Below are 21478 nucleotides of genomic sequence, written 5' to 3' on the forward strand. Positions count from 1 at the left end.
GGCACCCCGCCCCCGCCCCCGCACCGCCGCCGCCCCCCCCGCATCGAAAACAGCAGTGATCGCGCTCTCGCCGCGAAAACAGCAGAATCTCGACTGCTCCCGACGACTTCTGCTGTTTTCGGGCGGGGTTCCGAAGCGATCGACGGCAGACGGGGTCAACGGCGGAACGGACCGGCGACGGGGCAGCAGCCAGCGGTGGAGCTAGGGTGATTCGCCATGGGAGACTCGCGCGAGCGCAGGATGACTGAGCGCAGCGTGGGCGTCCGCGATGTCGCCGCGTTGGCGGAGGTGTCGCCGCAGACCGTGTCGAGGGTGATCAACGAGCATCCGAGTGTGCGAGACGAGACCCGTCGGCGGGTGCAGGATGCCATGGTCGCTCTCGGCTACCGTGTGAACAACGCCGCGCGCACCCTCGGCACCCGCCGCACCCGCACGCTCGGAGTGATCGCGTCGAACGCCGCTCTGTTCGGGCCGTCCGCAGGCGTCGTCGCGCTGGAGTCCGCGGCGCGGTCCGTCGGCCGGTGGGTGACCACGGCGTACGCGGATGCCGCCGACGAGACATCGGTCGAGGCATCCCTCGAGCACCTGCTCGCACAGGGGGTGGACGGCATCATCGTCGTCGCTCCGCGCGTCGAGTCGGTTTCGGCTCTCGCGCGGCGACACCCTTCGCTGACCGTGAGCGCCCTGCCCTCGGCTGCCGGCGTGCTCCGGCAGGCGCAGGGTTCCGCGCTCGCGGTGGAATACCTCGTCGCCCTGGGGCATCGGCGCATCGCGCGCGTCGGCGGCCCCAGCGACTGGCTCGAAGAGGATGCCCGAGCACGCGGTTTCATCGACGCCCTCGCGGCAGCCGGCCTTGGCCCTGTTGCGCGGTGGTCCGGTGACTGGTCGGCGGCGTCGGGTGCGGCGCTCGCCGCGGAGATCGCGGCCGCGGTGCGCGGAGCCGCAGGCCCCACGGCGGGACACACCGCGGGCCCCACCGCGGGCCCCACCGCGGTGGTCGTCGCCAACGACCAGATGGCGCTGGGTCTCATCTCCGGATTGGCGGACGAGGGCATCCGAGTTCCGGAAGACCTCTCGATCGTCGGCTTCGACGACAACACCGACGCCGCGTACTACCGTCCCGCGCTCACCACGGTGCGCATCGACGCCGAGGGGGAGGCGCGGCGCAGCGTCGCCGAGGTTCTGGGCAACGAGCTCGCGGATGCCGCCGCCGACGTGCAGCCCCCGCGCCTGGTGGTGCGAGGGTCCACGGCACCGGTGTAGGCCGCACCGTGCGGAATGGTGAGTCCCCCTAAACCGTGCCGGAATTCGGAGATCTGCGGCGACACGCCGGCTGGCGGGGGTGCTGCACGGCGTGTCATCCCGAATCTCCGATTTCGAGCGGGGGTGGTGGGAGCAAGGATTTCAAGGTGGGGTTGAGGGTGGTGCCCACCGAAATGAGACCGGTAACATTGCCGAAGGCACGAGACTGATGGAGGTACCCGTGACGGATCCGAATGCGGATGTTCAAGCAGCCATTCAGCGCACACGCGAGGAGGTCGCTTCTCTGCACTCCGAGCTGGTGCGCTACGGGCTGGTGATCTGGACGGGCGGCAACGTGTCCGGCCGTGTGCCCGGCGCCGACCTGTTCGTGATCAAGCCCTCCGGCGTCTCGTACGACGACCTCGCGCCGGAGAACATGATCCTCTGCAACCTCGACGGCACGGTGGTGCCCGGCAGTCTGGGCAGCGAGCGGTCGCCGTCATCCGACACCGCAGCGCACGCTTACGTGTATCGCAACATGCCCCAGGTGGGCGGAGTCGTCCACACCCACTCGACCTACGCGGTGGCGTGGGCGGCGCGCGGGGAGGAGATTCCGTGCGTCATCACCGCGATGGCGGACGAGTTCGGCGGCCCCGTCCCGGTCGGCCCCTTTGCGATCATCGGCGACGACTCGATCGGCCGCGGCGTCGTCGAGACGCTCACCGGCCACCGCAGCCGGGCAGTGCTCATGCAGAACCACGGCCCCTTCACCATCGGGGTCAACGCGAAGGACGCCGTCAAGGCGGCGGTCATGGTCGAGGATGTCGCCCGCACGGTCCACATCGCCCGTCAGGGTGGAGAGCTGATCCCCATTCCGCAGTCGGCGATCGACAGCCTCTACGACCGCTACCAGAACGTGTACGGCCAGGCGGCGGATGCCCGAAGGAGCGACTCGTGAGCGCGGCCCCTGCGGGCCCCGGTTCGGACCACTCGCCCGACGCCGAGGGTGCCGCCGGCGCGGACGCCGCAGTGGACGCTGTCGCGGACGCCGCCGCGGAGGCCATCCGCTCCGGTCGCGCCGTACTCGGCATCGAGCTCGGCTCCACGCGCATCAAGGCGTGCCTGGTCGGTGACGACCCCGCGGTGACGATCGCGGCTGGAAGCCACTCGTGGGAGAACCGCTTCGTCGACCGGCTGTGGACCTACTCGCTGGATGACATCTGGTCGGGCATCCAGGCGGCCTACGCCGACCTCGTCGACGACGTGCGCCGACGCTACGGCCAGCAGCTCACCGGTCTGAAGGCCATCGGCATCTCCGCGATGATGCACGGCTACCTGCCGTTCGACGCGGATGACCGGCTGCTCGTCCCCTTCCGCACCTGGCGCAACACCAACACCGGTCCCGCCGCCGCGAAGCTGAGCGAGCTGTTCGGGGTGAACATCCCGCTGCGGTGGTCGGTTGCGCACCTCTATCAGGCCGTGTTGGATGCCGAGCCGCACGTTCCTCAGATCGCGTTCGCGACAACCCTCGCCGGTTATGTGCACTGGCGACTCACCGGGCGCAAGGTGCTCGGGGTGGGCGACGCGTCGGGCATGTTCCCGATCGACTCGGCCACCGGCGGCTACGACAGCGGACTACTCGAGAAGTTCGACGGCCTGGCGGCCGATGGCTCGGGCATTCCTTCACCCCTCGCCGACCTGCTGCCCGAGGTGCTTGCGGCCGGCCAACCTGCTGGCGAGTTGACCGCGGAGGGCGCCGCGCTGCTGGATGTCGCGGGCGTACTGCAACCGGGCGCGCCGCTCTGCCCTCCCGAGGGCGACGCGGGCACCGGCATGGTGGCCACCAACGCGGTGGCGCCCCGCACCGGCAACGTCAGCGCGGGCACCAGCATCTTCGCCATGGTCGTGCTGGAGCGCCCACTGGGTCATCCGCACCATGAGCTCGACGTCGTGACGACTCCGTCGGGTGACCCGGTCGCCATGGTGCACTGCAACAACGGTGCGAGCGAGCTGGCCGAGTGGGCGGGGATGTTCGGCCGATTCGCCTCGGCCGCCGGCATGCCGCTCGACGACGACGCCGTGTTCGACGTACTGTTCCGCGAGGCGCTCGCCGGGGAGGCTGACGCAGGCGGCCTGCTCGCGTACAACTACCTCGCCGGCGAGCCGATCACGTCGACCACCGAGGGTCGCCCGTTGTTCGTGCGCACGCCCGACAGCAGGTTCACGCTCGGCAACGTGATGCGGGCGCAGCTCTACGGCGTCTTCGGCACTCTCACGCTCGGCATGCGCGTGCTCGCCGAGGAGGGTGTCGAGCTCGATCGGATGCACGCCCACGGCGGCATCTTCCGCACTGCGGGGGTCGCGCAACGATTCCTGGCGGCCGCTCTCGATGCCCCGGTCGCCGTCGCGGAGACCGCTGCCGAGGGTGGCGCGTGGGGGATGGCGGTGCTCGCCTCCTACCTCGGCGAGGCATCCGACCACGATCTCGCCGCCTACCTGCGCGATCGAGTCTTCGCCGACACCGACGCGCGGGTCGTCGACCCCGATCCGGATGACGTCGCCGGCTTCTCCGCCTACCTCGACCGCTACCGCGACGGTCTCGCCGTCGAGCGCGCCGCCGCCGATGCCCTCTGAAACCCCAGTCCCTATAAGTAAGGACCACACATGACTCGCACCAAGCTCACCACCTCGTTCGATGCGCTCGAGGTCTGGTTCCTCACCGGAAGCCAACACCTGTACGGCCCCGACACACTCGCGCAGGTCGCCGAGCAGTCCCGCGCGATCTCCGACCGGCTCGCAGCGGATGTCCCCGTCAAGGTCGTCTGGAAGCCGGTGCTCACCGGGTCGGACGAGATCCGTCGCGTGATGCTCGACGCGAACTCCGACGACAGCGTCATCGGCGTGATCGCGTGGATGCACACCTTCAGTCCCGCGAAGATGTGGATCTCCGGCCTCGACGCCCTGCAGAAGCCGCTGCTGCACCTGCACACGCAGGCCAACGTCGAGCTGCCCTGGGCCGAGATCGACTTCGACTTCATGAACCTCAACCAGGCGGCTCACGGCGACCGCGAGTTCGGGTACATCCAGTCCCGCCTCGGCGTTCCGCGCACCACGGTCGTCGGCCATGTCAGCGATCCTGCTGTGAGCGGCCGCGTCGAGACCTGGATGCGCGCTGCCGCCGGGCTACAGGCATCCCGCTCCCTCAAGCTCGCCCGGTTCGGCGACAACATGCGCTTCGTCGCCGTCACCGAGGGCGACAAGACCGAGGCCGAGCACGTCTTCGGCGTGCAGGTGAACACTTGGGCCGTGAACGAGCTGGCGGATGCCGTTGCCCAGGCTTCCGATGCGGATGTCGACGCACTCGTCGCCGAGTACGAGGAGCTCTACGACGTCGTGCCCGAGCTGCACCGCGGAGGGGATCGGCACCAGTCGCTGCGTGATGGTGCCGCGATCGAGCTCGGACTCAGGTCTTTCCTCGAGGAGGGCGGATTCGGCGCTTTCACCACCAACTTCGAGGACCTCGGCGCGCTGAAGCAGCTCCCGGGCCTCGCCGTGCAGCGCCTGATGGCCGAGGGATACGGCTTCGGCGCTGAGGGCGACTGGAAGACCGCCGTGCTCGTGCGCATCGCGAACGTGATGGGCGCGGGCCTGCCCGGCGGGGCATCGCTCATGGAGGACTACACGTACGACCTCACGCCGGGCTCCGAGCGCATCCTCGGTGCGCACATGCTCGAGGTGAGCCCGTCGCTGACGGCGGTGAAGTCCACGCTGGAGATCCACCCGCTGGGCATCGGCGGCAAGGATGACCCGGTGCGCCTCGTCTTCAACGCGGATGCCGGCCCCGCAGTCGTCGTCGCGCTGTCGGACATGCGCGATCGGTTCCGTCTCACCGCGAACGTGGTGGAGGTGGTGGAGCCGTCGGCCCCGCTGCCGAAGCTCCCGGTCGGACGGGCGGTGTGGGTTCCGCAGCCGGACTTCCGCACGTCCGCATGGGCGTGGCTGCAGGCGGGCGCCGCGCACCACACGGTGATGTCGACGGCCGTCGGGTTGGATGCATGGGAGGACTTCGCACGCATGGCGCAGACGGAGCTTGTCGTCATCGATGAGCACACGCGTCCGCGCGAGTTCGAGCAGCAACTGCAGTGGAGCGCTGCGTACTACCGTCTCGCCCGCGGGATCTAGCCCCAGCGCTCCAACCTTCCGACCCCGTCCACCCTCACATCTCGCACCCGTCCGTTTCGCCAGAACAGCAGAGGTCGCGCTCTCGCGCCGGGAACAGCAGAAAGCCTGCTGTTCCCGGCTACATCTGCTGTTCTCGGGCGGTCTGACGGCGGAGCGACGGGGCTGTGCTCGGGCATCGGAGGGGGCTGGCAGGCGCGCCACGCCCGGGATGCGGGAGCGATTTGCACGAGCGCGGCGATCCACGTAATGTAATCACTTGTCACCCCAAAGGTGCGGAAAGCTCGAAGAGCTTCCGGCCTCAAGCGGGACCGATCCTAGCCGAAGAGCTACTCCCTCGGGAGAGAACCACTGGCTACAGGATGAAACAACTTCCATCGAAGATCCGCACAGACGTTTTGCGTCTGGGCGATCGTGATGGTCGATCAGGCAAGTAACCCCGACAAGTAGGCCCGCGTGGCTGATGGTCGGGTGTGTCCGATCCTTGAGAACTCAACAGCGTGCACAATGTCATATGCCAATTTACTCCGGGCACTGTTTTTTTGCAGTGTTTGGGATTCCTTTTGGTTGGATATTGAGGATGAATGTCAGTTGATATTTGTTCTTTTTGTCAGGTCAAACATTTTTTTATGGAGAGTTTGATCCTGGCTCAGGACGAACGCTGGCGGCGTGCTTAACACATGCAAGTCGAACGATGAAGGAGAAGCTTGCTTCTTTGGATTAGTGGCGAACGGGTGAGTAACACGTGAGTAACCTGCCCTGGACTCTGGGATAAGCGCTGGAAACGGCGTCTAATACTGGATAGGACCTATCACCGCATGGTGTGTGGGTGGAAAGAATTTTTGGTTCAGGATGGACTCGCGGCCTATCAGCTTGTTGGTGAGGTAATGGCTTACCAAGGCGACGACGGGTAGCCGGCCTGAGAGGGTGACCGGCCACACTGGGACTGAGACACGGCCCAGACTCCTACGGGAGGCAGCAGTGGGGAATATTGCACAATGGGCGAAAGCCTGATGCAGCAACGCCGCGTGAGGGATGACGGCCTTCGGGTTGTAAACCTCTTTTGGCAGGGAAGAAGCCGTAAGGTGACGGTACCTGCAGAAGAAGCACCGGCTAACTACGTGCCAGCAGCCGCGGTAATACGTAGGGTGCGAGCGTTGTCCGGAATTATTGGGCGTAAAGAGCTCGTAGGCGGTTTGTCGCGTCTGCTGTGAAATCCCGAGGCTCAACCTCGGGTCTGCAGTGGGTACGGGCAGGCTAGAGTGCGGTAGGGGAGAATGGAACTCCTGGTGTAGCGGTGGAATGCGCAGATATCAGGAAGAACACCGATGGCGAAGGCAGTTCTCTGGGCCGTAACTGACGCTGAGGAGCGAAAGCGTGGGGAGCGAACAGGATTAGATACCCTGGTAGTCCACGCCGTAAACGTTGGGCGCTAGATGTGGGGACCATTCCACGGTTTCCGTGTCGCAGCTAACGCATTAAGCGCCCCGCCTGGGGAGTACGGCCGCAAGGCTAAAACTCAAAGGAATTGACGGGGGCCCGCACAAGCGGCGGAGCATGCGGATTAATTCGATGCAACGCGAAGAACCTTACCAAGGCTTGACATATACGAGAATGCTGCAGAAATGTAGAGCTCTTTGGACACTCGTATACAGGTGGTGCATGGTTGTCGTCAGCTCGTGTCGTGAGATGTTGGGTTAAGTCCCGCAACGAGCGCAACCCTCGTTCTATGTTGCCAGCACGTGATGGTGGGAACTCATAGGAGACTGCCGGGGTCAACTCGGAGGAAGGTGGGGATGACGTCAAATCATCATGCCCCTTATGTCTTGGGCTTCACGCATGCTACAATGGCCGGTACAAAGGGCTGCGATACCGTAAGGTGGAGCGAATCCCAAAAAGCCGGTCTCAGTTCGGATTGAGGTCTGCAACTCGACCTCATGAAGTCGGAGTCGCTAGTAATCGCAGATCAGCAACGCTGCGGTGAATACGTTCCCGGGCCTTGTACACACCGCCCGTCAAGTCATGAAAGTCGGTAACACCCGAAGCCGGTGGCCCAACCCTTGTGGAGGGAGCCGTCGAAGGTGGGATCGGTGATTAGGACTAAGTCGTAACAAGGTAGCCGTACCGGAAGGTGCGGCTGGATCACCTCCTTTCTAAGGAGCATCTGGCACCCGCAGGGGTGTCCAGGCGCCAGATCAGGACCGAATGTGTCCTGCTGGTAGCTCATGGGTGGAACATTGACATTGGTGCGGAGCCGAGCGGCTTCTGTTCAGTACGGTCCTTTTCGGAGGGCAAGGAACGGCAGGGGTTGGGGTGTTTCGCACATGCACGCTGTTGGGTCCTGAGGGACCGGACCGGCTGAAGGGCCGTTTCGACTCTCGGACCCTTTTCTTGTCCGCCCGGTTGGGTGGGTGGGGGGAGGGATCGCCCGTATTTTGAGAACTACACAGTGGACGCGAGCATCTTTGATCCGGACCTTCGGGTTCGGGTCGTAAAGATCTGATTTATTAGATCATTGGTCAATCCGCGTTGTGCCGGCCTTTTTGGGGTTGGTGTGACGTTGATCGATTCTTAGAACTCATGTGATTTCAAGTTTTTAAGAGCAAACGGTGGATGCCTTGGCATCTGGAGCCGAAGAAGGACGTAGCAATCTGCGATAAGCCTCGGGGAGTTGATAAGCGAACTTTGATCCGAGGGTGTCCGAATGGGGAAACCCGGCCAGGCCCTTTGTGGTGACCTGGTTACTCCCGCCTGAATGTATAGGGCGGGTAGAGGGAACGTGGGGAAGTGAAACATCTCAGTACCCACAGGAAGAGAAAACAACAGTGATTCCGTTAGTAGTGGCGAGCGAACGCGGAAGAGGCTAAACCGTGCCTGTGTGATACCCGGCAGGGGTTGCAGGTTCGGGGTTGTGGGACTTTCCGTGCTGTTCTGCCGGACAGTGAACGTGATGCGTGTGTATAGGCGAACGGTCTTGAATGGCCGGCCGTAGTGGGTGGTAGCCCCGTAGCCGAAATGTGTGACGCAGCGTGGAGAGTATCCCAAGTAGCACGGGGCCCGAGAAATCCCGTGTGAATCTGTCAGGACCACCTGATAAGCCTAAATACTCCCAGATGACCGATAGCGGACAAGTACCGTGAGGGAAAGGTGAAAAGTACCCCGGGAGGGGAGTGAAATAGTACCTGAAACCGTTTGCTTACAAACCGTCGGAGCCTCTTTGTGGGGTGACGGCGTGCCTTTTGAAGAATGAGCCTGCGAGTTAGCGATATGTGGCGAGGTTAACCCGTGTGGGGTAGCCGTAGCGAAAGCGAGTCTGAACAGGGCGTTCAGTCGCATGTCCTAGACCCGAAGCGAAGTGATCTACCCATGGCCAGGTTGAAGCGACGGTAAGACGTCGTGGAGGACCGAACCCACTTCAGTTGAAAATGGAGGGGATGAGCTGTGGGTAGGGGTGAAAGGCCAATCAAACTTCGTGATAGCTGGTTCTCTCCGAAATGCATTTAGGTGCAGCGTTGCGTGTTTCTTGCCGGAGGTAGAGCTACTGGATGGCCGATGGGCCCTACAAGGTTACTGACGTCAGCCAAACTCCGAATGCCGGTAAGTGAGAGCGCAGCAGTGAGACGGTGGGGGATAAGCTTCATCGTCGAGAGGGAAACAACCCAGACCACCAACTAAGGTCCCTAAGCGCGTGCTAAGTGGGAAAGGATGTGGAGTTGCACAGACAACCAGGAGGTTGGCTTAGAAGCAGCCACCCTTGAAAGAGTGCGTAATAGCTCACTGGTCAAGTGATTCCGCGCCGACAATGTAACGGGGCTCAAGCACGCCACCGAAGTTGTGGCATTACCATTAGTGACAAGCCTTCGTGGTTCAGTCGTGGTGATGGGTAGGAGAGCGTCGTGTGGGCAGTGAAGCGGCGGTGTGAACCAGTCGTGGAGCCTACACGAGTGAGAATGCAGGCATGAGTAGCGAAAGACGGGTGAGAAACCCGTCCTCCGAAAGACCAAGGGTTCCAGGGCCAGGCTAATCCGCCCTGGGTAAGTCGGGACCTAAGGCGAGGCCGACAGGCGTAGTCGATGGACAACGGGTTGATATTCCCGTACCGGCGAAGAACCGCCCCAGTCAATCCAGTGATGCTAAGAGTCCGAATCCCGTGACCGGATCCCTTCGGGGGGAAGGTTCGGGGCTAGCACTCGACCCTATGCTGGTGCGGCTAGCGTATTAACAGGTGTGACGCAGGAAGGTAGCTGATGCCGGGCGATGGTTGTCCCGGTGCAAGTGCGTAGGCTGAGAGATAGGCAAATCCGTCTCTCGTTCGGCTGAGACACGATGCGGACCCGTTTGGGGAAGTCAGTGATCCTATGCTGCCGAGAAAAGCATCGACGCGAGGTTCCAGCCGCCCGTACCCTAAACCGACTCAGGTGGTCAGGTAGAGAATACCAAGGAGATCGAGAGAATCGTGGTTAAGGAACTCGGCAAAATGCCCCCGTAACTTCGGGAGAAGGGGGGCCCGAAGCGTGAACACCCTTGCGGTGGGAAGCGTGGAGTGGCCGCAGAGACCAGTGGGAAGCGACTGTTTACTAAAAACACAGGTCCGTGCCAAGTCGCAAGACGATGTATACGGACTGACGCCTGCCCGGTGCTGGAAGGTTAAGAGGAACGGTTAGCCGTAAGGCGAAGCTGAGAATTTAAGCCCCAGTAAACGGCGGTGGTAACTATAACCATCCTAAGGTAGCGAAATTCCTTGTCGGGTAAGTTCCGACCTGCACGAATGGCGTAACGACTTCCCAGCTGTCTCAACCGCGAACTCGGCGAAATTGCAGTACGAGTAAAGATGCTCGTTACGCGCAGCAGGACGGAAAGACCCCGTGACCTTTACTACAGCTTGGTATTGGTGTTCGGTGTGGCTTGTGTAGGATAGGTGGGAGACTATGAGACGGGCACGCTAGTGTTCGTGGAGTCGTTGTTGAAATACCACTCTGGTCACTCTGGATGTCTAACTTCGAACCGTAATCCGGTTCAGGGACAGTGCCTGGTGGGTAGTTTAACTGGGGCGGTTGCCTCCTAAAGAGTAACGGAGGCGCCCAAAGGTTCCCTCAACCTGGTTGGCAATCAGGTGGCGAGTGTAAGTGCACAAGGGAGCTTGACTGTGAGACTGACAGGTCGAGCAGGGACGAAAGTCGGGACTAGTGATCCGGCAGTGGCTTGTGGAAGCGCTGTCGCTCAACGGATAAAAGGTACCTCGGGGATAACAGGCTGATCTTGCCCAAGAGTCCATATCGACGGCATGGTTTGGCACCTCGATGTCGGCTCGTCGCATCCTGGGGCTGGAGTAGGTCCCAAGGGTTGGGCTGTTCGCCCATTAAAGCGGTACGCGAGCTGGGTTTAGAACGTCGTGAGACAGTTCGGTCCCTATCCGCTGCGCGCGTAGGAAATTTGAGAGGATCTGACCCTAGTACGAGAGGACCGGGTTGGACGAACCTCTGGTGTGCCAGTTGTTCCGCCAGGAGCACCGCTGGTTAGCTACGTTCGGGATGGATAACCGCTGAAAGCATCTAAGCGGGAAGCCGGCCTCGAGATGAGATTTCCATCCCTTCGGGGGAGAGGCTCCCAGCCAGACGACTGGGTTGATAGGCCGGATGTGGAAGCAGGGACTAAAGACCTGTGCAGCTGACCGGTACTAATAAGCCGATAACTTGATAATCACCACTCTCATACACGTTTGAAAAGGCTCGTATGAGGGGCCCAAAGATTCGCTCGCGTCCACTTTGTGGTTCTCGATCTACGGACGAGAACCCAACACCACCCCAAACACCGTGTCGCACCCGCGTGCACCGGTGACAAGGGGCATGGTTTTGAGACTGTAAATCAATAGTGTTACGGCGGCCATAGCGAGAGGGAAACGCCCGGAAACATTCCGAACCCGGAAGCTAAGACTCCCAGCGCCGATGGTACTGCAGGGGTGACCCTGTGGGAGAGTAGGACACCGCCGGACTCCTTTGTAAGAGGGCCGCCCAGAAATGGGCGGCCCTTCTTGCGTTAACACCAGAAATCTGTGCTCGAGTACTGATTCTGTGGCCGCGTGCTGGCGGCCAAACTATAAGCGGGAGGTCTCATTCTGAAAGGAATGGGCGTCTCTCATCCGTTTGAGTGGTTGCCGTTCCGCTGCAGGTACGTAACCATACGTTCGGTCGTGAACCCGAGGCGTGCCATCCCGGCTACATAGTCCCGGGTGAGTGCCGCCGCCTGGCGATGCGTCTCATTGCCGGTCAGATCTTCCGCGACGGTGGTGCCGTTGCGACCATGAGTCTCCAGATACCCAGATGCCTCGAGCTCCTTGAAGACGCGAGCCACTGTGTTCGGCGCCAGATCGAGGTCAACGGCGAGCTGACGGACAGAAGGCAGCTTGTCGCCCGGCATAAGCTCGCCCGACACTATTTGGGCGATGAGCTGGTCGCGCAACTGCTCGTACAGCGGGCTAGGCAGCGTGGGATCGATCGACAGCATGATGCTGCCAGCCTGCCACGCTGTGGGTGTTCGCATTCACCAGATGTGTAACTCTGCACCGGCGGCCGGTGGGCCGTGCCACACTCGACGCGGGGCTGTCGTGGTAGTCGCGCGCCTCTCGCACTCGGATTCATTCGCTCATAGCCCCGAAGCTTCCAACCCACCGAAGGAGCCCCCATGCGCCGCGTACGGATCACCAACCTCGAGGTGCACAAGCTCACGGGACGGAATCCGCGGTACTCGGACGGTCCGCATCCCGAGGGTGACCGGCAGCGGCAGGTGCAGGCGATCGATCTGTACGAGGACGGACGGGAGCCGCTGCGGGTGCGGGCTGCCGAGGCGCGCGAAGCCCGCACGATCTCGCGCTTCTACCTGCACATCCGCGCCGACGACGGCTCGTTCGGCTTCTACGGACCCATCGACGAGCTCGCCGGCCGCGTGGTGCTCGACGTCTACCGTGAACTGCTGATCGGGCAGGATGCTCTGGCATCCGCCACCATCTGGGATCAGCTCGAACGCATCGACCGGCACAGCAGGCACGGCCTGCACAAGGCCGCGATCTCCGCGACCGACAACGCGCTGTGGGATCTGCGCGGACGCGTCTTCGACGCTCCGGTATGGCAGCTGCTCGGCGGCGGATCCCGACGCACCATCCCTGCATACGGGAGCATGCTCGCGACCCCGCTCGACCCCGAGTCGATCGCGACGGCGGCGAAGGCCGTGCAGGCCGAGGGCTACGACGGCCAGAAGTGGTTCTTCGAGCACGGGCCAGGCAATGGCCGCGCCGGTCTCACCGCGAACGTCGACCTCGTGCGGCAGGTGCGCGAAGCGGTCGGCGACGACGAGCCGATCATGTTCGACGCCTACCACGGGTGGGATCTGCCGTTCGCGCGCGCCTGGGCACAGCGTGCGGAGGAGTACAACCCCGACTGGCTGGAGGAGGCACTGCTGCCCAACCGGCACGCGGCGTTCGCCGAGCTGCGACGTTCCACGAGCATCCCACTCGCGACCGGCGAGCACGTCTACGACCGCCAGGAAGCGCTCGACCTGATGCGCGAGGGCTCGATCCAGGTCTTGCAGGCGGATCCCGAATGGTGTGGCGGCGTGACGGAGCTGAGCAGGATGGCCGCCCTCGCCGAAACCTTCGGTGTCGCGCTGATCCCGCACGGCCACGGCATCCACTCGGCGCTGCACGTCATCGCGTCCCAGTCCCCAGAGGTCTGCCCCAAGGCCGAGTACCTGGTGCGCCACATGCCGATCCGGCACCACTTCGAATTGGATGCCCCCACGCCGATCTCCGGCGCGTTCCCGTTACCGACGGGGCCGGGCTTCGGCATCGAGATCGACGACTCCAAGGTGGAGAGCGACGAGCTCCTGCCTGCGGCCTGATCTGGTGGCGGGGCGCGTCTATCCCTCCGTCCACAAAACCGGGATGGGCTGAGTCCTCCATAGATCGCGGCCGAGGGCAACGAACACGAATGCGTCGCGGCAGCATGGTCGCATGACGAGCGAAAAGAGCCAGACGCAATCGAGGAAGTGGCTACACTGTGATGCAGAATAAACGCCACTTTAGGAGCTATGTGATGGATGTCGGCATCCGAGATCTGCGCAACGGACTGAGTCGTCACCTCGACGCCGTGAAGGCCGGCGAGACGATCACCGTGACCGAGCACGGTCGTGCCATCGCGCGGATCGTTCCCATCGATGAGAGGCCCGTTCTGGAACGGCTGCAAGCCGAGGGTCGGCTGTCTCCGGCGGTATCGAAGGAACGTGCGCTTCCGGAGCCGATCCAGGCGAAGGGCGGCCTGATGGAGATCGTGATCGAGCAACGCCGGTGATCGCGTACTTCGACACGTCGGCAGTGGTCCCCTTGTTGATCTCGGAACCCGCTACGGACTTGTGCGTGCGAGTCTGGCGGGAGGCTGATGACGTCGTCACGAGCCGGTTGACGTACGTGGAGGCGGGCGCCGCCTTGGCACAGGCGCGGCGCACGGGCCGGGTCTCCGACGAGCAGCACCGAGGGGGATTGGAGAATCTGAGCGCACTCTGGGCGTCATTTCGCGTCGTCGATGTCGATGAGCCCTTGGTCGAGAGGGCCGCGGAGGTCGCGGAGGATCAGGGTCTGCGTGCGTACGACGCCGTGCATGGGGCGTCCGCCGAGCTGGTCGCGAGTAAGGAGACGGTCGGGGTGTCGGGTGACCAGGCCCTCTTGGCGGCATGGTCCGACCTCGGCCTGATCACCATCGATGTCACCCGCACCTGAGTCCGACGAGACTGGGCAGATGACCGAGGCGAACGAAGCCATCCCAGCCTCGTCGTCAACGGTGGCTACCGCGGCCGACGCGGCCACCGTGGCCACCGCAGTGACCACACCGATCCCCGTCGTCGCCGCCGTCATCACGCAGGGCGACCGCGTGCTCGCCTGCCGTCGAAACGCCGACCGCGAGGCGGGCGGCCTCTGGGAGTTCCCGGGCGGCAAGGTCGAACCGGGGGAGTCGGCGGCGGATGCGCTCGTGCGCGAGATCCGTGAGGAGCTGGGGGTGGGCATCCACGTCGGCGAGCTGCTGCACCGCGGCGTCACGCAGGTGAACGGCCGGCTAGTAGAACTCAGCTGCTACTGGGCGACGCTGACGGATGACACGCCGACGTCGAGCACCGATCACGACGACATCCGCTGGTTCCGTCGCGACGAACTGCAGAGTGTCGAGTGGCCCGAGCCGGACCGGCCGGCGGTCGCGCTGCTGGCTGGAGGACCTCGGCCGACCCCTCGGCCGACCCCTCGGCCGACCCCTTAGCCCCGCCGCACCCGATAGCGCACGTGCGTCACCAGCGACCTCGGGGACACCGACACCTGCTCGAGGTCGAGCGGACCGACGCCGTCGAACAGCCGTAACCCGCGGTCGGCGACCACCGGATTGATGTTGAGCAGCAGCTCGTCCACGAGGCCGGCTGCGAGATAGGAGTTCGTCGTGCTCGGACCACCAGCGATGTGCACCGGGCGGTCGCCCGCGGCGTCCCTTGCACGCTCGAGGGCCGCCTCGATGCCATCCGTTACGAAATGGAACGTCGTGCCGCCCTCCATCTCAATGGGCTTCCTCGGATGATGCGTCAGCACGAAGACCGGACAATGGTATGGCGGGTTCGCGCCCCACCAGCCCCGCCAGTCGCCCGTCCACTCGCCCTTCACCGGGCCGAACATGTGACGGCCCATGATGAACGCGCCGGCATCCACGATCGCCTCGAAGGCGTCCTTGTTCTCCTCGGGCGTCTCGTGCATCCAGCGGAAGAACGTGATCTCGGGAACGTCCCCGAACGGATGCTCCTCCGTGACGCCGGTTCCGGCACCGACTCCGTTGAGGGTGATGGACATCGTGGCGATGACCGGTTGCATGACTACTCCGTTCTCGTTGTGGTGGGGATGCCGTTCGAGTCAGTCGCCGTGAGGGGCCGACGCCCCGTCCTTGGTGAGCACGATCGCACCGGGCATCCGTCGCACCACGAAGCGGAAGAGCGGCTTCGCCAGAGCGGATGCCTCGCTCGGCTCGACGATGCGTGGCGCGCTCGTGCGCTGGTCACGCCCCCTCCACGTGATGGTCGCCCCGTCGGCGGCGATCACGTTGCGGGCCCAGTTCGTCTTCGTGCCCCACGGCAGGCCGATCAGGATGACCGACCGATCGGCGGTCGGCACCACGGCGACCGGGGTCGCGTACTCGTTGCCGCTGCGGCGCCCGTGATGGTGCACGACCGCCCACAGCGGAAACCAACGCCGCCCGGCGAGTGCGCGGGCGACGGGCTCTGACGCCCGCTGCGCCGCGGGACGACGGCTCTCGTCAGCCATGACTCCAGCATGCCCCGTTCGCCAGGGGTGTGCGCTGACGGATTGTGCGACGCGCACCTTCGACATCCTTCATCGCTGGCCGGCCGGCTGCCGGATCGCCGCGTTGATGCGGTTCCACACGTTGATGGTGCCGATCGAGAACAGCAGGGCGGCGATCTCGCGTTTGCTGAACACGCCGGAGACCTCGGCCCAGAGCTCGTCGGACACCGGGTCAGGGCGATCCGCGACCCGGGTAACGGCCTCGGTGAAGGCGAGCGCCGCGCGCTCACGTGCGGTGAAGTACGGGGCCTCCCGCCAGGACGCGACGGCCGCGATGCGCTCGTCACTGGCGCCATCCACTTCGCGCAGCTCTCGAGTGTGCTCGACCGTGCACCACGAGCACCCGTTGATCTGGCTGGCCCGCAGCGCGACCAGGGGCACGATGGCGACCGGCAGATCAGTGGATGTCGCAACCTTGTTCATCGCGGCAAGGGCGTCCATGCCGCCGTCGAGCAGGAAAGCGGGGTGAGGCATGCGCGCCCGCAGCGTGACGATGGCTTCGGCGTCGAGCACCTGCGTAGTGTCGGTCATGATCTTCTCCTCTTCGTCGAATGTTCGTTGTCGAACGTCTCGTTCCCTCGTGTCGCGCCGTCATGTCACACCGCCGGCTTGCCAGCGGTCATAACGGGGACACATGGATGACCCGCGACCGGAAGGAAACGTGACATGACCGACCAAGAACTTCTCGCCGAGCGATTCGAGGAGCACCGCGCCCGGCTCCACCACCTCGCGTACCGCATGCTCGGTAGCGACTCCGAAGCGGACGACGCGGTGCAGGATGCCTGGCTGCGACTTTCGCGCACGGATGACAGCGACATCGACAACTTCGGCGGATGGCTCACCACCGTCCTCTCCCGCATCTGCCTCAACATGCTGAGGTCACGGACTACGAGGGGTGAGACGGCGTACGACGACGCGCTGCCCGACCCCGTTGTGGAGCCCGTCGTGGCAGCCGGCGACCCCGAGTCATCCGCTCAGCTCGCCGACGCCGTGGAGACCGCCCTGCTCCTCGTGCTCGATCGGCTGACGCCCGCCGAGCGTGTCGCGTTCGTGTTGCACGACACCTTCGACGTGCCGTTCGAGCAGATCGGCGAGCTGCTGGGGCGCGAGCCGGCGGCGGCCCGTCAGCTGGCCAGCCGGGCCAGGAGACGGGTGCGCGCGGACACCGGTGCGTCGGATGCCCAGCACGGCCGCAGCGGGCGTCGCATCGTCGACGCCTTCTTCGCCGCGGCAGGCGGAGGTGACTTCGACCAGCTTGTCGCGATCCTCGCCCCCGACGCGGTGCTGCACGTGGACGGCGGGCCATCGGCGACCGCGATCGTTCGCGGCGGGGCGCAGATCGCGTCCCGCGCCATGATGTTCGCCAACCCCGGCGCCGTGCTGCGGCCCGTGCTGATCGACGGACGACCCGGCGTGCTGGTCACGGTGAACGGGCTGCCGTTCTCGCTGATGGCGTTCCAGGTCGACGGCGATCGTGTCGTCGGTATCGACGCGTACGCGGAGGGGCGGCTGGCAGGCATCCCTTTGCCAGCCTGAAGGCGCGGCAGGGCGTCGGTCGGCGACTTCCGCAGATGTAGAAGCGCTGTTATATTAGCGCTGTGACATCTCAGAAAGCAGCACCAGAGGAACCGTCATCCCGACCGCGACGCGTCTCGGAGCTGCCGAGTACCTGGCGGCCGGTGAAGGCCGTGCAGAAGCGCATGGAGGAGGGCATCGCCGATGCCTACCGCAGCCTCGACATCGCCGGCGTGCGGCCGCGGTTCAGCATGGTCATGATGTTCCTCGACGACGGGCCCGCGAGCATCAGGGACCTCGCCGAGCGGTGCGGCGTGACGCACTCGGCGATGAGCCAGTCCGTTGCGGCGATGCGTGACGCAGGACTGGTCGAGTCGGAGCCGGGAGAGGATGCCCGCAGCCGCGTCATCTCCCTCACCGAGCGTGGCCGCGAGGTCGCTCCAGTGCTCTGGCGGGAGTGGTACAGCACAGAGGCCGCGGTGCGGGAGATGGCACAGGAGGTCGGGGTCGACCTGGAGGTCATGGCCGCAGCGATGGACGCGGCGCTCGACCGCGAGTCGTTCGCCGCCCGTGTGCTCCGACACATGGGCGTCATCGGTGGCTGAGCGCAGCAGGCTGCGCGACCACCTGATCGACATCCGGCCGCTGCGGGACATCCCGGCCTTCAGGGCGTTCTGGATCGGCACCACGATCTCCGGCTTCGGCAGCCAGCTCAGCGCATTCGCACTCCTCTATTACGTGTGGGAGCTGTCGCACTCCGCAGCTCTCGTCGGCCTCACCGGCGTCGTCCGCGCGGTTCCGCTGGCGATCTTCGGCCTGATCGGCGGCAGCCTCGCCGACCGGATGAACCGCCGCACTCTTCTGCTCGTCACCCGCGTCGTGCAGCTCGGAGCGGCGGCGGCGCTCGCCGCGATCGTGCTGTCCGGCGCGGCGAACGTGCCGATCGTCTACGTGTTCATGGGGATCAGCTCGGGTCTCGCGTCGATCGGATTCCCCGCTGCGCAGACCTTCGCCCCTCGCCTCCTCGACGGCGAGCGGCTCGGTGCCGGCCTTGCTCTCATGCGGCTATCGTCCCAGTTCGCCATGCTCGCCGGACCGTTCGCGGCGGGCCTGCTCGTAGGATGGCTCGGCGTCGGTCTCTGCCTCGTGGTGGACTGCGTGACCTTCCTCGCCGCCCTGTGGGGCATCTTCAGCCTGCCCTCGGATGCCGCGCTCCCGCAGCCCGATACCGCAGCAGGGCGTTCTGGGAGGGGCATCCTCGCCGCCGTCCGCTACCTCTGGCGCACGCCGGTGCTGGTCGGGGCGTTCGTCGCCGACCTGAACGCGACGGTGTTGGCGATGCCGACGGCGCTCTTCCCCGTGATCAACGCCGAGCGCTTCGGCGGGTCGCCCGTCACGCTGGGGCTGATGCTTCCGGCGATCGGGCTGGGCGGCATCCTCGCCGGCGTCTTCTCCGGGCGCATCACACGGCAGCCGCGCCAGGGTGTGGTCATGGTGGTGTGCTGCGCCATCTGGGGCGCAGGCATGGTGCTGTTCGGGCTGAGTGGATGGCTGCCCCTTGCCCTTCTCGGCCTCATTGTCGCCGGGGCCGCCGACACCGGAACGGTCATCAGCCGCGGCACCATCGTGCAGCGCGCGACGCCGGATGCCCTTCGCGGACGGATGAACTCCCTGGATTTCCTCGTCGGTGCTGGCGGACCGAGCCTCGGCGACCTGCGGGCGGGGCTCGTGGCGTCAGCCACCTCTGGTGCGATCAGCGCCGTCTCCGGCGGAATCCTGTGCGTGATCGGCGCGGGCGTGATCGCGGCGGCGATCCCCAGCCTGAGGTCGTGGCGTGCTGTGGACGCCGCGGAGCCGGCCGTGCCCGGGGCCGCCGCCTGAGTCCTCTCGTCCCCAGCAACGACGTTCGAGGCGCTGTCCACGGCGACCCTTGTGAGGCCATCGCCGGGCACGCGAACCGGGCAGACTGAAGCCATCGAATCGAATGCATGCAGAATGCATGCATCGAGCGTAGATTGGAGGAATGCCCGTGACGATCACCATCCGGTCGGTTCCCGATGAGGTGCGCGACACCCTGGCCGCTCGCGCCAAGCGGCGGGGACAGTCCATGCAGGAGTACCTCGTCGGCGCACTGCGCGACCTCGCGGACAAGCCGACGGTGGAGGAATGGATGGCGGAGGTCCGCGAGCACGCGGCGAAGCGTCCGAGAACGGGATGGTCGAGCCAGGAGCTCGTCGATCTGATCCACGAGGCTCGCGAGGAACGTACCGATCACCTAATAGCGGTGATCAAGGGCCGTGACGAGCCGGCGGATGACGGCGAGACATGATCCACACGGTGGTCCCCGACGCGTCGGTCGTTGTCGAGCAGCTCCTCACCGGGGACGGGGCTCTGACTGCCTTGTCGAGCGCCGTGCTCATTGCGCCGAGCGTGCTGCCCTACGAGGTGTCGAACGTCATTCGCAAGCTGTGGACGGTGCGATCACTGCCAGCCGACCATGAGAGAGACCTGGTCTCGTTGTTGAGAAGCTTTCCGGTCATGTACTGGCCGTGGGAGATGATCGCGGAGCGCGTGTGGGAGCTACGGCACAATCTGACCTCGACCGACGCCAGCTACGTTGCTGTCGCCGAACTGGCCGGTGCGGTGCTCGTGACGAAGGACCGACGCATGGCCGCTGCGCCGGGCATCCGCTGCCCCGTCGAGGTCATGCCGTAACGAACCCGCTACTCGACCAGCGGGTTCCACGGCACACCTTAGGATTGGGATACCGGGCGTGAACCGCGGGCATCCGCCCGATGCGCCGGCATCCCACCACCTCAGGAGTGCACACGTGGCGTTGATCGTGCAGAAGTTCGGCGGTTCATCCGTCGCCGACCCCGAGAGCATCAAGCGCGTCGCCAAGCGCATCGTGGAGACGCGCAAGGCCGGCAACGAGGTGGTCGTCGCGGTGAGCGCGATGGGCGACACGACGGACGAGCTGATCGATCTCGCACACGAGGTCACGCCGATCCCCGAGCCGCGCGAGCTCGACATGCTGCTCACCGCCGGGGAGCGCATCTCGATGGCACTTCTGGCGATGGCGATCAAGTCGCTCGGACACGACGCGCGGTCGTTCACCGGCAGCCAGGCCGGAATGATCACGGATGCGCAGCACGGCTCGGCACGCATCGTGGATGTCACTCCCGGACGTATCCGCGAGGCGCTCGACGAGGGCGCCATCGTGATCGTCGCGGGCTTCCAGGGGTTCAGCCGCGAGTCGCGCGACATCACCACGTTGGGCAGAGGCGGGTCGGACACCACGGCGGTGGCGCTCGCGGCGGCGTTGCAGGCATCCGTCTGCGAGATCTACACGGATGTCGACGGCGTCTTCACCTCGGACCCCCGCATCGTGCCGCTGGCACGCAAGATCGACTACATCACGAGCGAAGAGATGCTCGAGCTGGCGGCGGCGGGCGCGAAGGTGCTGCACATCCGCGCCGTCGAGTATGCGCGGCGTCATGGCGTGACGCTGCACGTTCGGTCGTCCTTCAACAACAACGAAGGCACGATCGTGCTCAACGAGAGCTCGGACGAGTACGCACAGCAGCTCACAGCGCTGCAGGAGAAGCTTCGGGAGAGAGGCAAGACAGTGGAAGAGCCGATCATCGCGGGGGTGGCCACCGATCTGAGCGAGGCGAAGATCACGATCGTCGGCGTGCCCGACGTTCCTGGTAAGGCCGCTCAGATCTTCAAGATCGTGGCGAAGACCAACGCCAACATCGACATGATCGTGCAGAACGTGTCGGCAGCGGCCACCGGGCTCACCGACATCTCGTTCACCCTGCCGAAGGGCGATGGTCAGCGCGTGCTGCAGGCGCTGCGGTCCGAGCAGCCGGATGTCGGATTCTCGGCGCTGCAGTACGACGACCAGATCGGCAAGCTCGCCCTCGTGGGAGCAGGCATGCGGTCGAACGCCGGGGTGTCGGCGGCACTCTTCGACGCGCTCTACACCGCGGGCATCAACATCGAGATGATCTCGACCAGCGAGATCCGCATCTCGGTGGTGACCAGGGCCGACACCGTCGCGGAGGCCGCCAGGGTTGTGCACCGCGCGTTCGACCTCGACGCGGAGACGCAGGCCGTCGTCCACGCCGGCACGGGAAGGTAGCGACACCCGCCCCG

At 64.9% G+C, this 21478-nt stretch carries 18 protein-coding genes and 3 rRNA genes; 17 read left to right on the forward strand and 4 right to left on the reverse strand.

Features of this window, described 5'->3' with window-relative positions; genetic code table 11:
* Window positions 1-216: 216 nt before the first annotated feature.
* The 7 genes from ACYVDN_RS00005 (at window position 217) to rrf (ending at window position 11413) form a co-directional block, all read left to right on the forward strand.
* Window positions 217-1263, forward strand: coding sequence for a LacI family DNA-binding transcriptional regulator (locus tag ACYVDN_RS00005; protein WP_460567186.1), 1047 nt, complete (start codon window positions 217-219; stop codon window positions 1261-1263).
* Window positions 1264-1471: 208 nt separating this feature from the next.
* Entirely contained in the window at window positions 1472-2200 is a 729-nt protein-coding gene (locus ACYVDN_RS00010) for an L-ribulose-5-phosphate 4-epimerase (protein WP_460567188.1), read from the forward strand.
* A gap of 71 nt (window positions 2201-2271) precedes the next feature.
* Window positions 2272-3876, forward strand: coding sequence for a xylulokinase (locus tag ACYVDN_RS00015; RefSeq protein ID WP_460572163.1), 1605 nt, complete (start codon window positions 2272-2274; stop codon window positions 3874-3876).
* A gap of 30 nt (window positions 3877-3906) precedes the next feature.
* The gene (araA, locus tag ACYVDN_RS00020) at window positions 3907-5424 is read left to right on the forward strand and encodes an L-arabinose isomerase (protein WP_460567190.1); all 1518 of its coding nucleotides are present in this window, start codon (window positions 3907-3909) and stop codon (window positions 5422-5424) included.
* A 623-nt stretch (window positions 5425-6047) separates the two neighbouring features.
* Window positions 6048-7574 (forward strand): 16S ribosomal RNA (locus tag ACYVDN_RS00025).
* Between the two features lie 433 nt (window positions 7575-8007).
* Window positions 8008-11122, forward strand: a 23S ribosomal RNA gene (locus ACYVDN_RS00030).
* A 174-nt stretch (window positions 11123-11296) separates the two neighbouring features.
* A 5S ribosomal RNA gene (gene rrf, locus ACYVDN_RS00035) occupies window positions 11297-11413 on the forward strand.
* Together the 16S, 23S and 5S rRNA genes form the textbook arrangement of a ribosomal RNA operon.
* Before the next feature lie 143 nt (window positions 11414-11556).
* On the opposite strand, the gene ACYVDN_RS00040 is transcribed toward rrf, so the two are convergent.
* Window positions 11557-11925 carry a GntR family transcriptional regulator gene (locus ACYVDN_RS00040; RefSeq protein ID WP_460567192.1) on the reverse strand — a complete coding sequence of 123 codons (369 nt, stop codon included), beginning with the start codon at window positions 11923-11925 and terminating at the stop codon, window positions 11557-11559.
* A gap of 177 nt (window positions 11926-12102) precedes the next feature.
* Here ACYVDN_RS00040 and ACYVDN_RS00045 point away from each other — a divergent pair, with 177 nt between their 5' ends.
* The 4 genes from ACYVDN_RS00045 (at window position 12103) to ACYVDN_RS00060 (ending at window position 14720) form a co-directional block, all read left to right on the forward strand.
* Window positions 12103-13314, forward strand: coding sequence for an enolase-like domain-containing protein (locus ACYVDN_RS00045; protein WP_460567194.1), 1212 nt, complete (start codon window positions 12103-12105; stop codon window positions 13312-13314).
* Between the two features lie 194 nt (window positions 13315-13508).
* Window positions 13509-13763, forward strand: coding sequence for a type II toxin-antitoxin system Phd/YefM family antitoxin (locus tag ACYVDN_RS00050; protein ID WP_460567196.1), 255 nt, complete (start codon window positions 13509-13511; stop codon window positions 13761-13763).
* Complete coding sequence (locus ACYVDN_RS00055; protein WP_460567198.1) at window positions 13760-14188, forward strand: type II toxin-antitoxin system VapC family toxin; 429 nt, start codon at window positions 13760-13762, stop codon at window positions 14186-14188. The genes ACYVDN_RS00050 and ACYVDN_RS00055 overlap by 4 nt, the downstream gene beginning before the upstream one ends.
* A 19-nt stretch (window positions 14189-14207) precedes the next feature.
* Complete coding sequence (locus tag ACYVDN_RS00060) at window positions 14208-14720, forward strand: (deoxy)nucleoside triphosphate pyrophosphohydrolase (RefSeq protein WP_460567200.1); 513 nt, start codon at window positions 14208-14210, stop codon at window positions 14718-14720.
* On the opposite strand, the gene ACYVDN_RS00065 is transcribed toward ACYVDN_RS00060, so the two are convergent.
* From ACYVDN_RS00065 to ACYVDN_RS00075, 3 genes are all read right to left on the reverse strand, one after another.
* Window positions 14717-15316, reverse strand: coding sequence for a dihydrofolate reductase family protein (locus tag ACYVDN_RS00065; protein ID WP_460567202.1), 600 nt, complete (start codon window positions 15314-15316; stop codon window positions 14717-14719). The genes ACYVDN_RS00060 and ACYVDN_RS00065 overlap by 4 nt on opposite strands.
* 39 nt (window positions 15317-15355) lie before the next feature.
* Window positions 15356-15763 (reverse strand): PNPOx family protein, encoded by a 408-nt coding sequence (locus tag ACYVDN_RS00070; RefSeq protein WP_460567204.1) that lies wholly within the window; start codon window positions 15761-15763, stop codon window positions 15356-15358.
* A gap of 69 nt (window positions 15764-15832) precedes the next feature.
* Window positions 15833-16333: a carboxymuconolactone decarboxylase family protein gene (locus ACYVDN_RS00075; RefSeq protein ID WP_460567206.1), complete on the reverse strand. Its 501-nt coding sequence runs from the start codon at window positions 16331-16333 to the stop codon at window positions 15833-15835.
* A 135-nt stretch (window positions 16334-16468) separates the two neighbouring features.
* Between ACYVDN_RS00075 and ACYVDN_RS00080 the strand changes: the two genes are divergently transcribed.
* The 6 genes from ACYVDN_RS00080 (at window position 16469) to ACYVDN_RS00105 (ending at window position 21464) form a co-directional block, all read left to right on the forward strand.
* Complete coding sequence (locus tag ACYVDN_RS00080) at window positions 16469-17338, forward strand: sigma-70 family RNA polymerase sigma factor family protein (protein ID WP_460567208.1); 870 nt, start codon at window positions 16469-16471, stop codon at window positions 17336-17338.
* 62 nt (window positions 17339-17400) lie between these two features.
* The gene (locus ACYVDN_RS00085; protein ID WP_460567210.1) at window positions 17401-17922 is read left to right on the forward strand and encodes a MarR family winged helix-turn-helix transcriptional regulator; all 522 of its coding nucleotides are present in this window, start codon (window positions 17401-17403) and stop codon (window positions 17920-17922) included.
* Complete coding sequence (locus ACYVDN_RS00090; RefSeq protein ID WP_460567212.1) at window positions 17915-19198, forward strand: MFS transporter; 1284 nt, start codon at window positions 17915-17917, stop codon at window positions 19196-19198. The genes ACYVDN_RS00085 and ACYVDN_RS00090 overlap by 8 nt, the downstream gene beginning before the upstream one ends.
* Before the next feature lie 142 nt (window positions 19199-19340).
* On the forward strand, window positions 19341-19646 hold the full coding sequence (locus ACYVDN_RS00095; protein WP_460567214.1) for a FitA-like ribbon-helix-helix domain-containing protein: 306 nt from the start codon (window positions 19341-19343) through the stop codon (window positions 19644-19646).
* The gene (locus ACYVDN_RS00100) at window positions 19643-20032 is read left to right on the forward strand and encodes a type II toxin-antitoxin system VapC family toxin (protein ID WP_460567216.1); all 390 of its coding nucleotides are present in this window, start codon (window positions 19643-19645) and stop codon (window positions 20030-20032) included. The genes ACYVDN_RS00095 and ACYVDN_RS00100 overlap by 4 nt, the downstream gene beginning before the upstream one ends.
* Window positions 20033-20147: 115 nt before the next feature.
* On the forward strand, window positions 20148-21464 hold the full coding sequence (locus tag ACYVDN_RS00105; protein ID WP_460567218.1) for an aspartate kinase: 1317 nt from the start codon (window positions 20148-20150) through the stop codon (window positions 21462-21464).
* Window positions 21465-21478 lie beyond the last annotated feature (14 nt).

The organism is Humibacter soli, from assembly GCF_054779035.1.

Bases quoted from the DNA above. Each gene is read 5' to 3' on its own strand.
- ACYVDN_RS00080 (WP_460567208.1), top strand. From the start codon at position 16,469: ATGACCGACCAAGAACTTCTCGCCGAGCGATTCGAGGAGCACCGCGCC.
- ACYVDN_RS00065 (WP_460567202.1), bottom strand. From the start codon at position 15,316: ATGCAACCGGTCATCGCCACGATGTCCATCACCCTCAACGGAGTCGGT.
- araA (WP_460567190.1), top strand. From the start codon at position 3,907: ATGACTCGCACCAAGCTCACCACCTCGTTCGATGCGCTCGAGGTCTGG.
- ACYVDN_RS00005 (WP_460567186.1), top strand. From the start codon at position 217: ATGGGAGACTCGCGCGAGCGCAGGATGACTGAGCGCAGCGTGGGCGTC.
- ACYVDN_RS00050 (WP_460567196.1), top strand. From the start codon at position 13,509: ATGGATGTCGGCATCCGAGATCTGCGCAACGGACTGAGTCGTCACCTC.
- ACYVDN_RS00100 (WP_460567216.1), top strand. From the start codon at position 19,643: ATGATCCACACGGTGGTCCCCGACGCGTCGGTCGTTGTCGAGCAGCTC.
- ACYVDN_RS00045 (WP_460567194.1), top strand. From the start codon at position 12,103: ATGCGCCGCGTACGGATCACCAACCTCGAGGTGCACAAGCTCACGGGA.
- ACYVDN_RS00060 (WP_460567200.1), top strand. From the start codon at position 14,208: ATGACCGAGGCGAACGAAGCCATCCCAGCCTCGTCGTCAACGGTGGCT.
- ACYVDN_RS00075 (WP_460567206.1), bottom strand. From the start codon at position 16,333: ATGACCGACACTACGCAGGTGCTCGACGCCGAAGCCATCGTCACGCTG.
- ACYVDN_RS00070 (WP_460567204.1), bottom strand. From the start codon at position 15,763: ATGGCTGACGAGAGCCGTCGTCCCGCGGCGCAGCGGGCGTCAGAGCCC.
- ACYVDN_RS00010 (WP_460567188.1), top strand. From the start codon at position 1,472: ATGGAGGTACCCGTGACGGATCCGAATGCGGATGTTCAAGCAGCCATT.
- ACYVDN_RS00095 (WP_460567214.1), top strand. From the start codon at position 19,341: ATGCCCGTGACGATCACCATCCGGTCGGTTCCCGATGAGGTGCGCGAC.
- ACYVDN_RS00040 (WP_460567192.1), bottom strand. From the start codon at position 11,925: ATGCTGTCGATCGATCCCACGCTGCCTAGCCCGCTGTACGAGCAGTTG.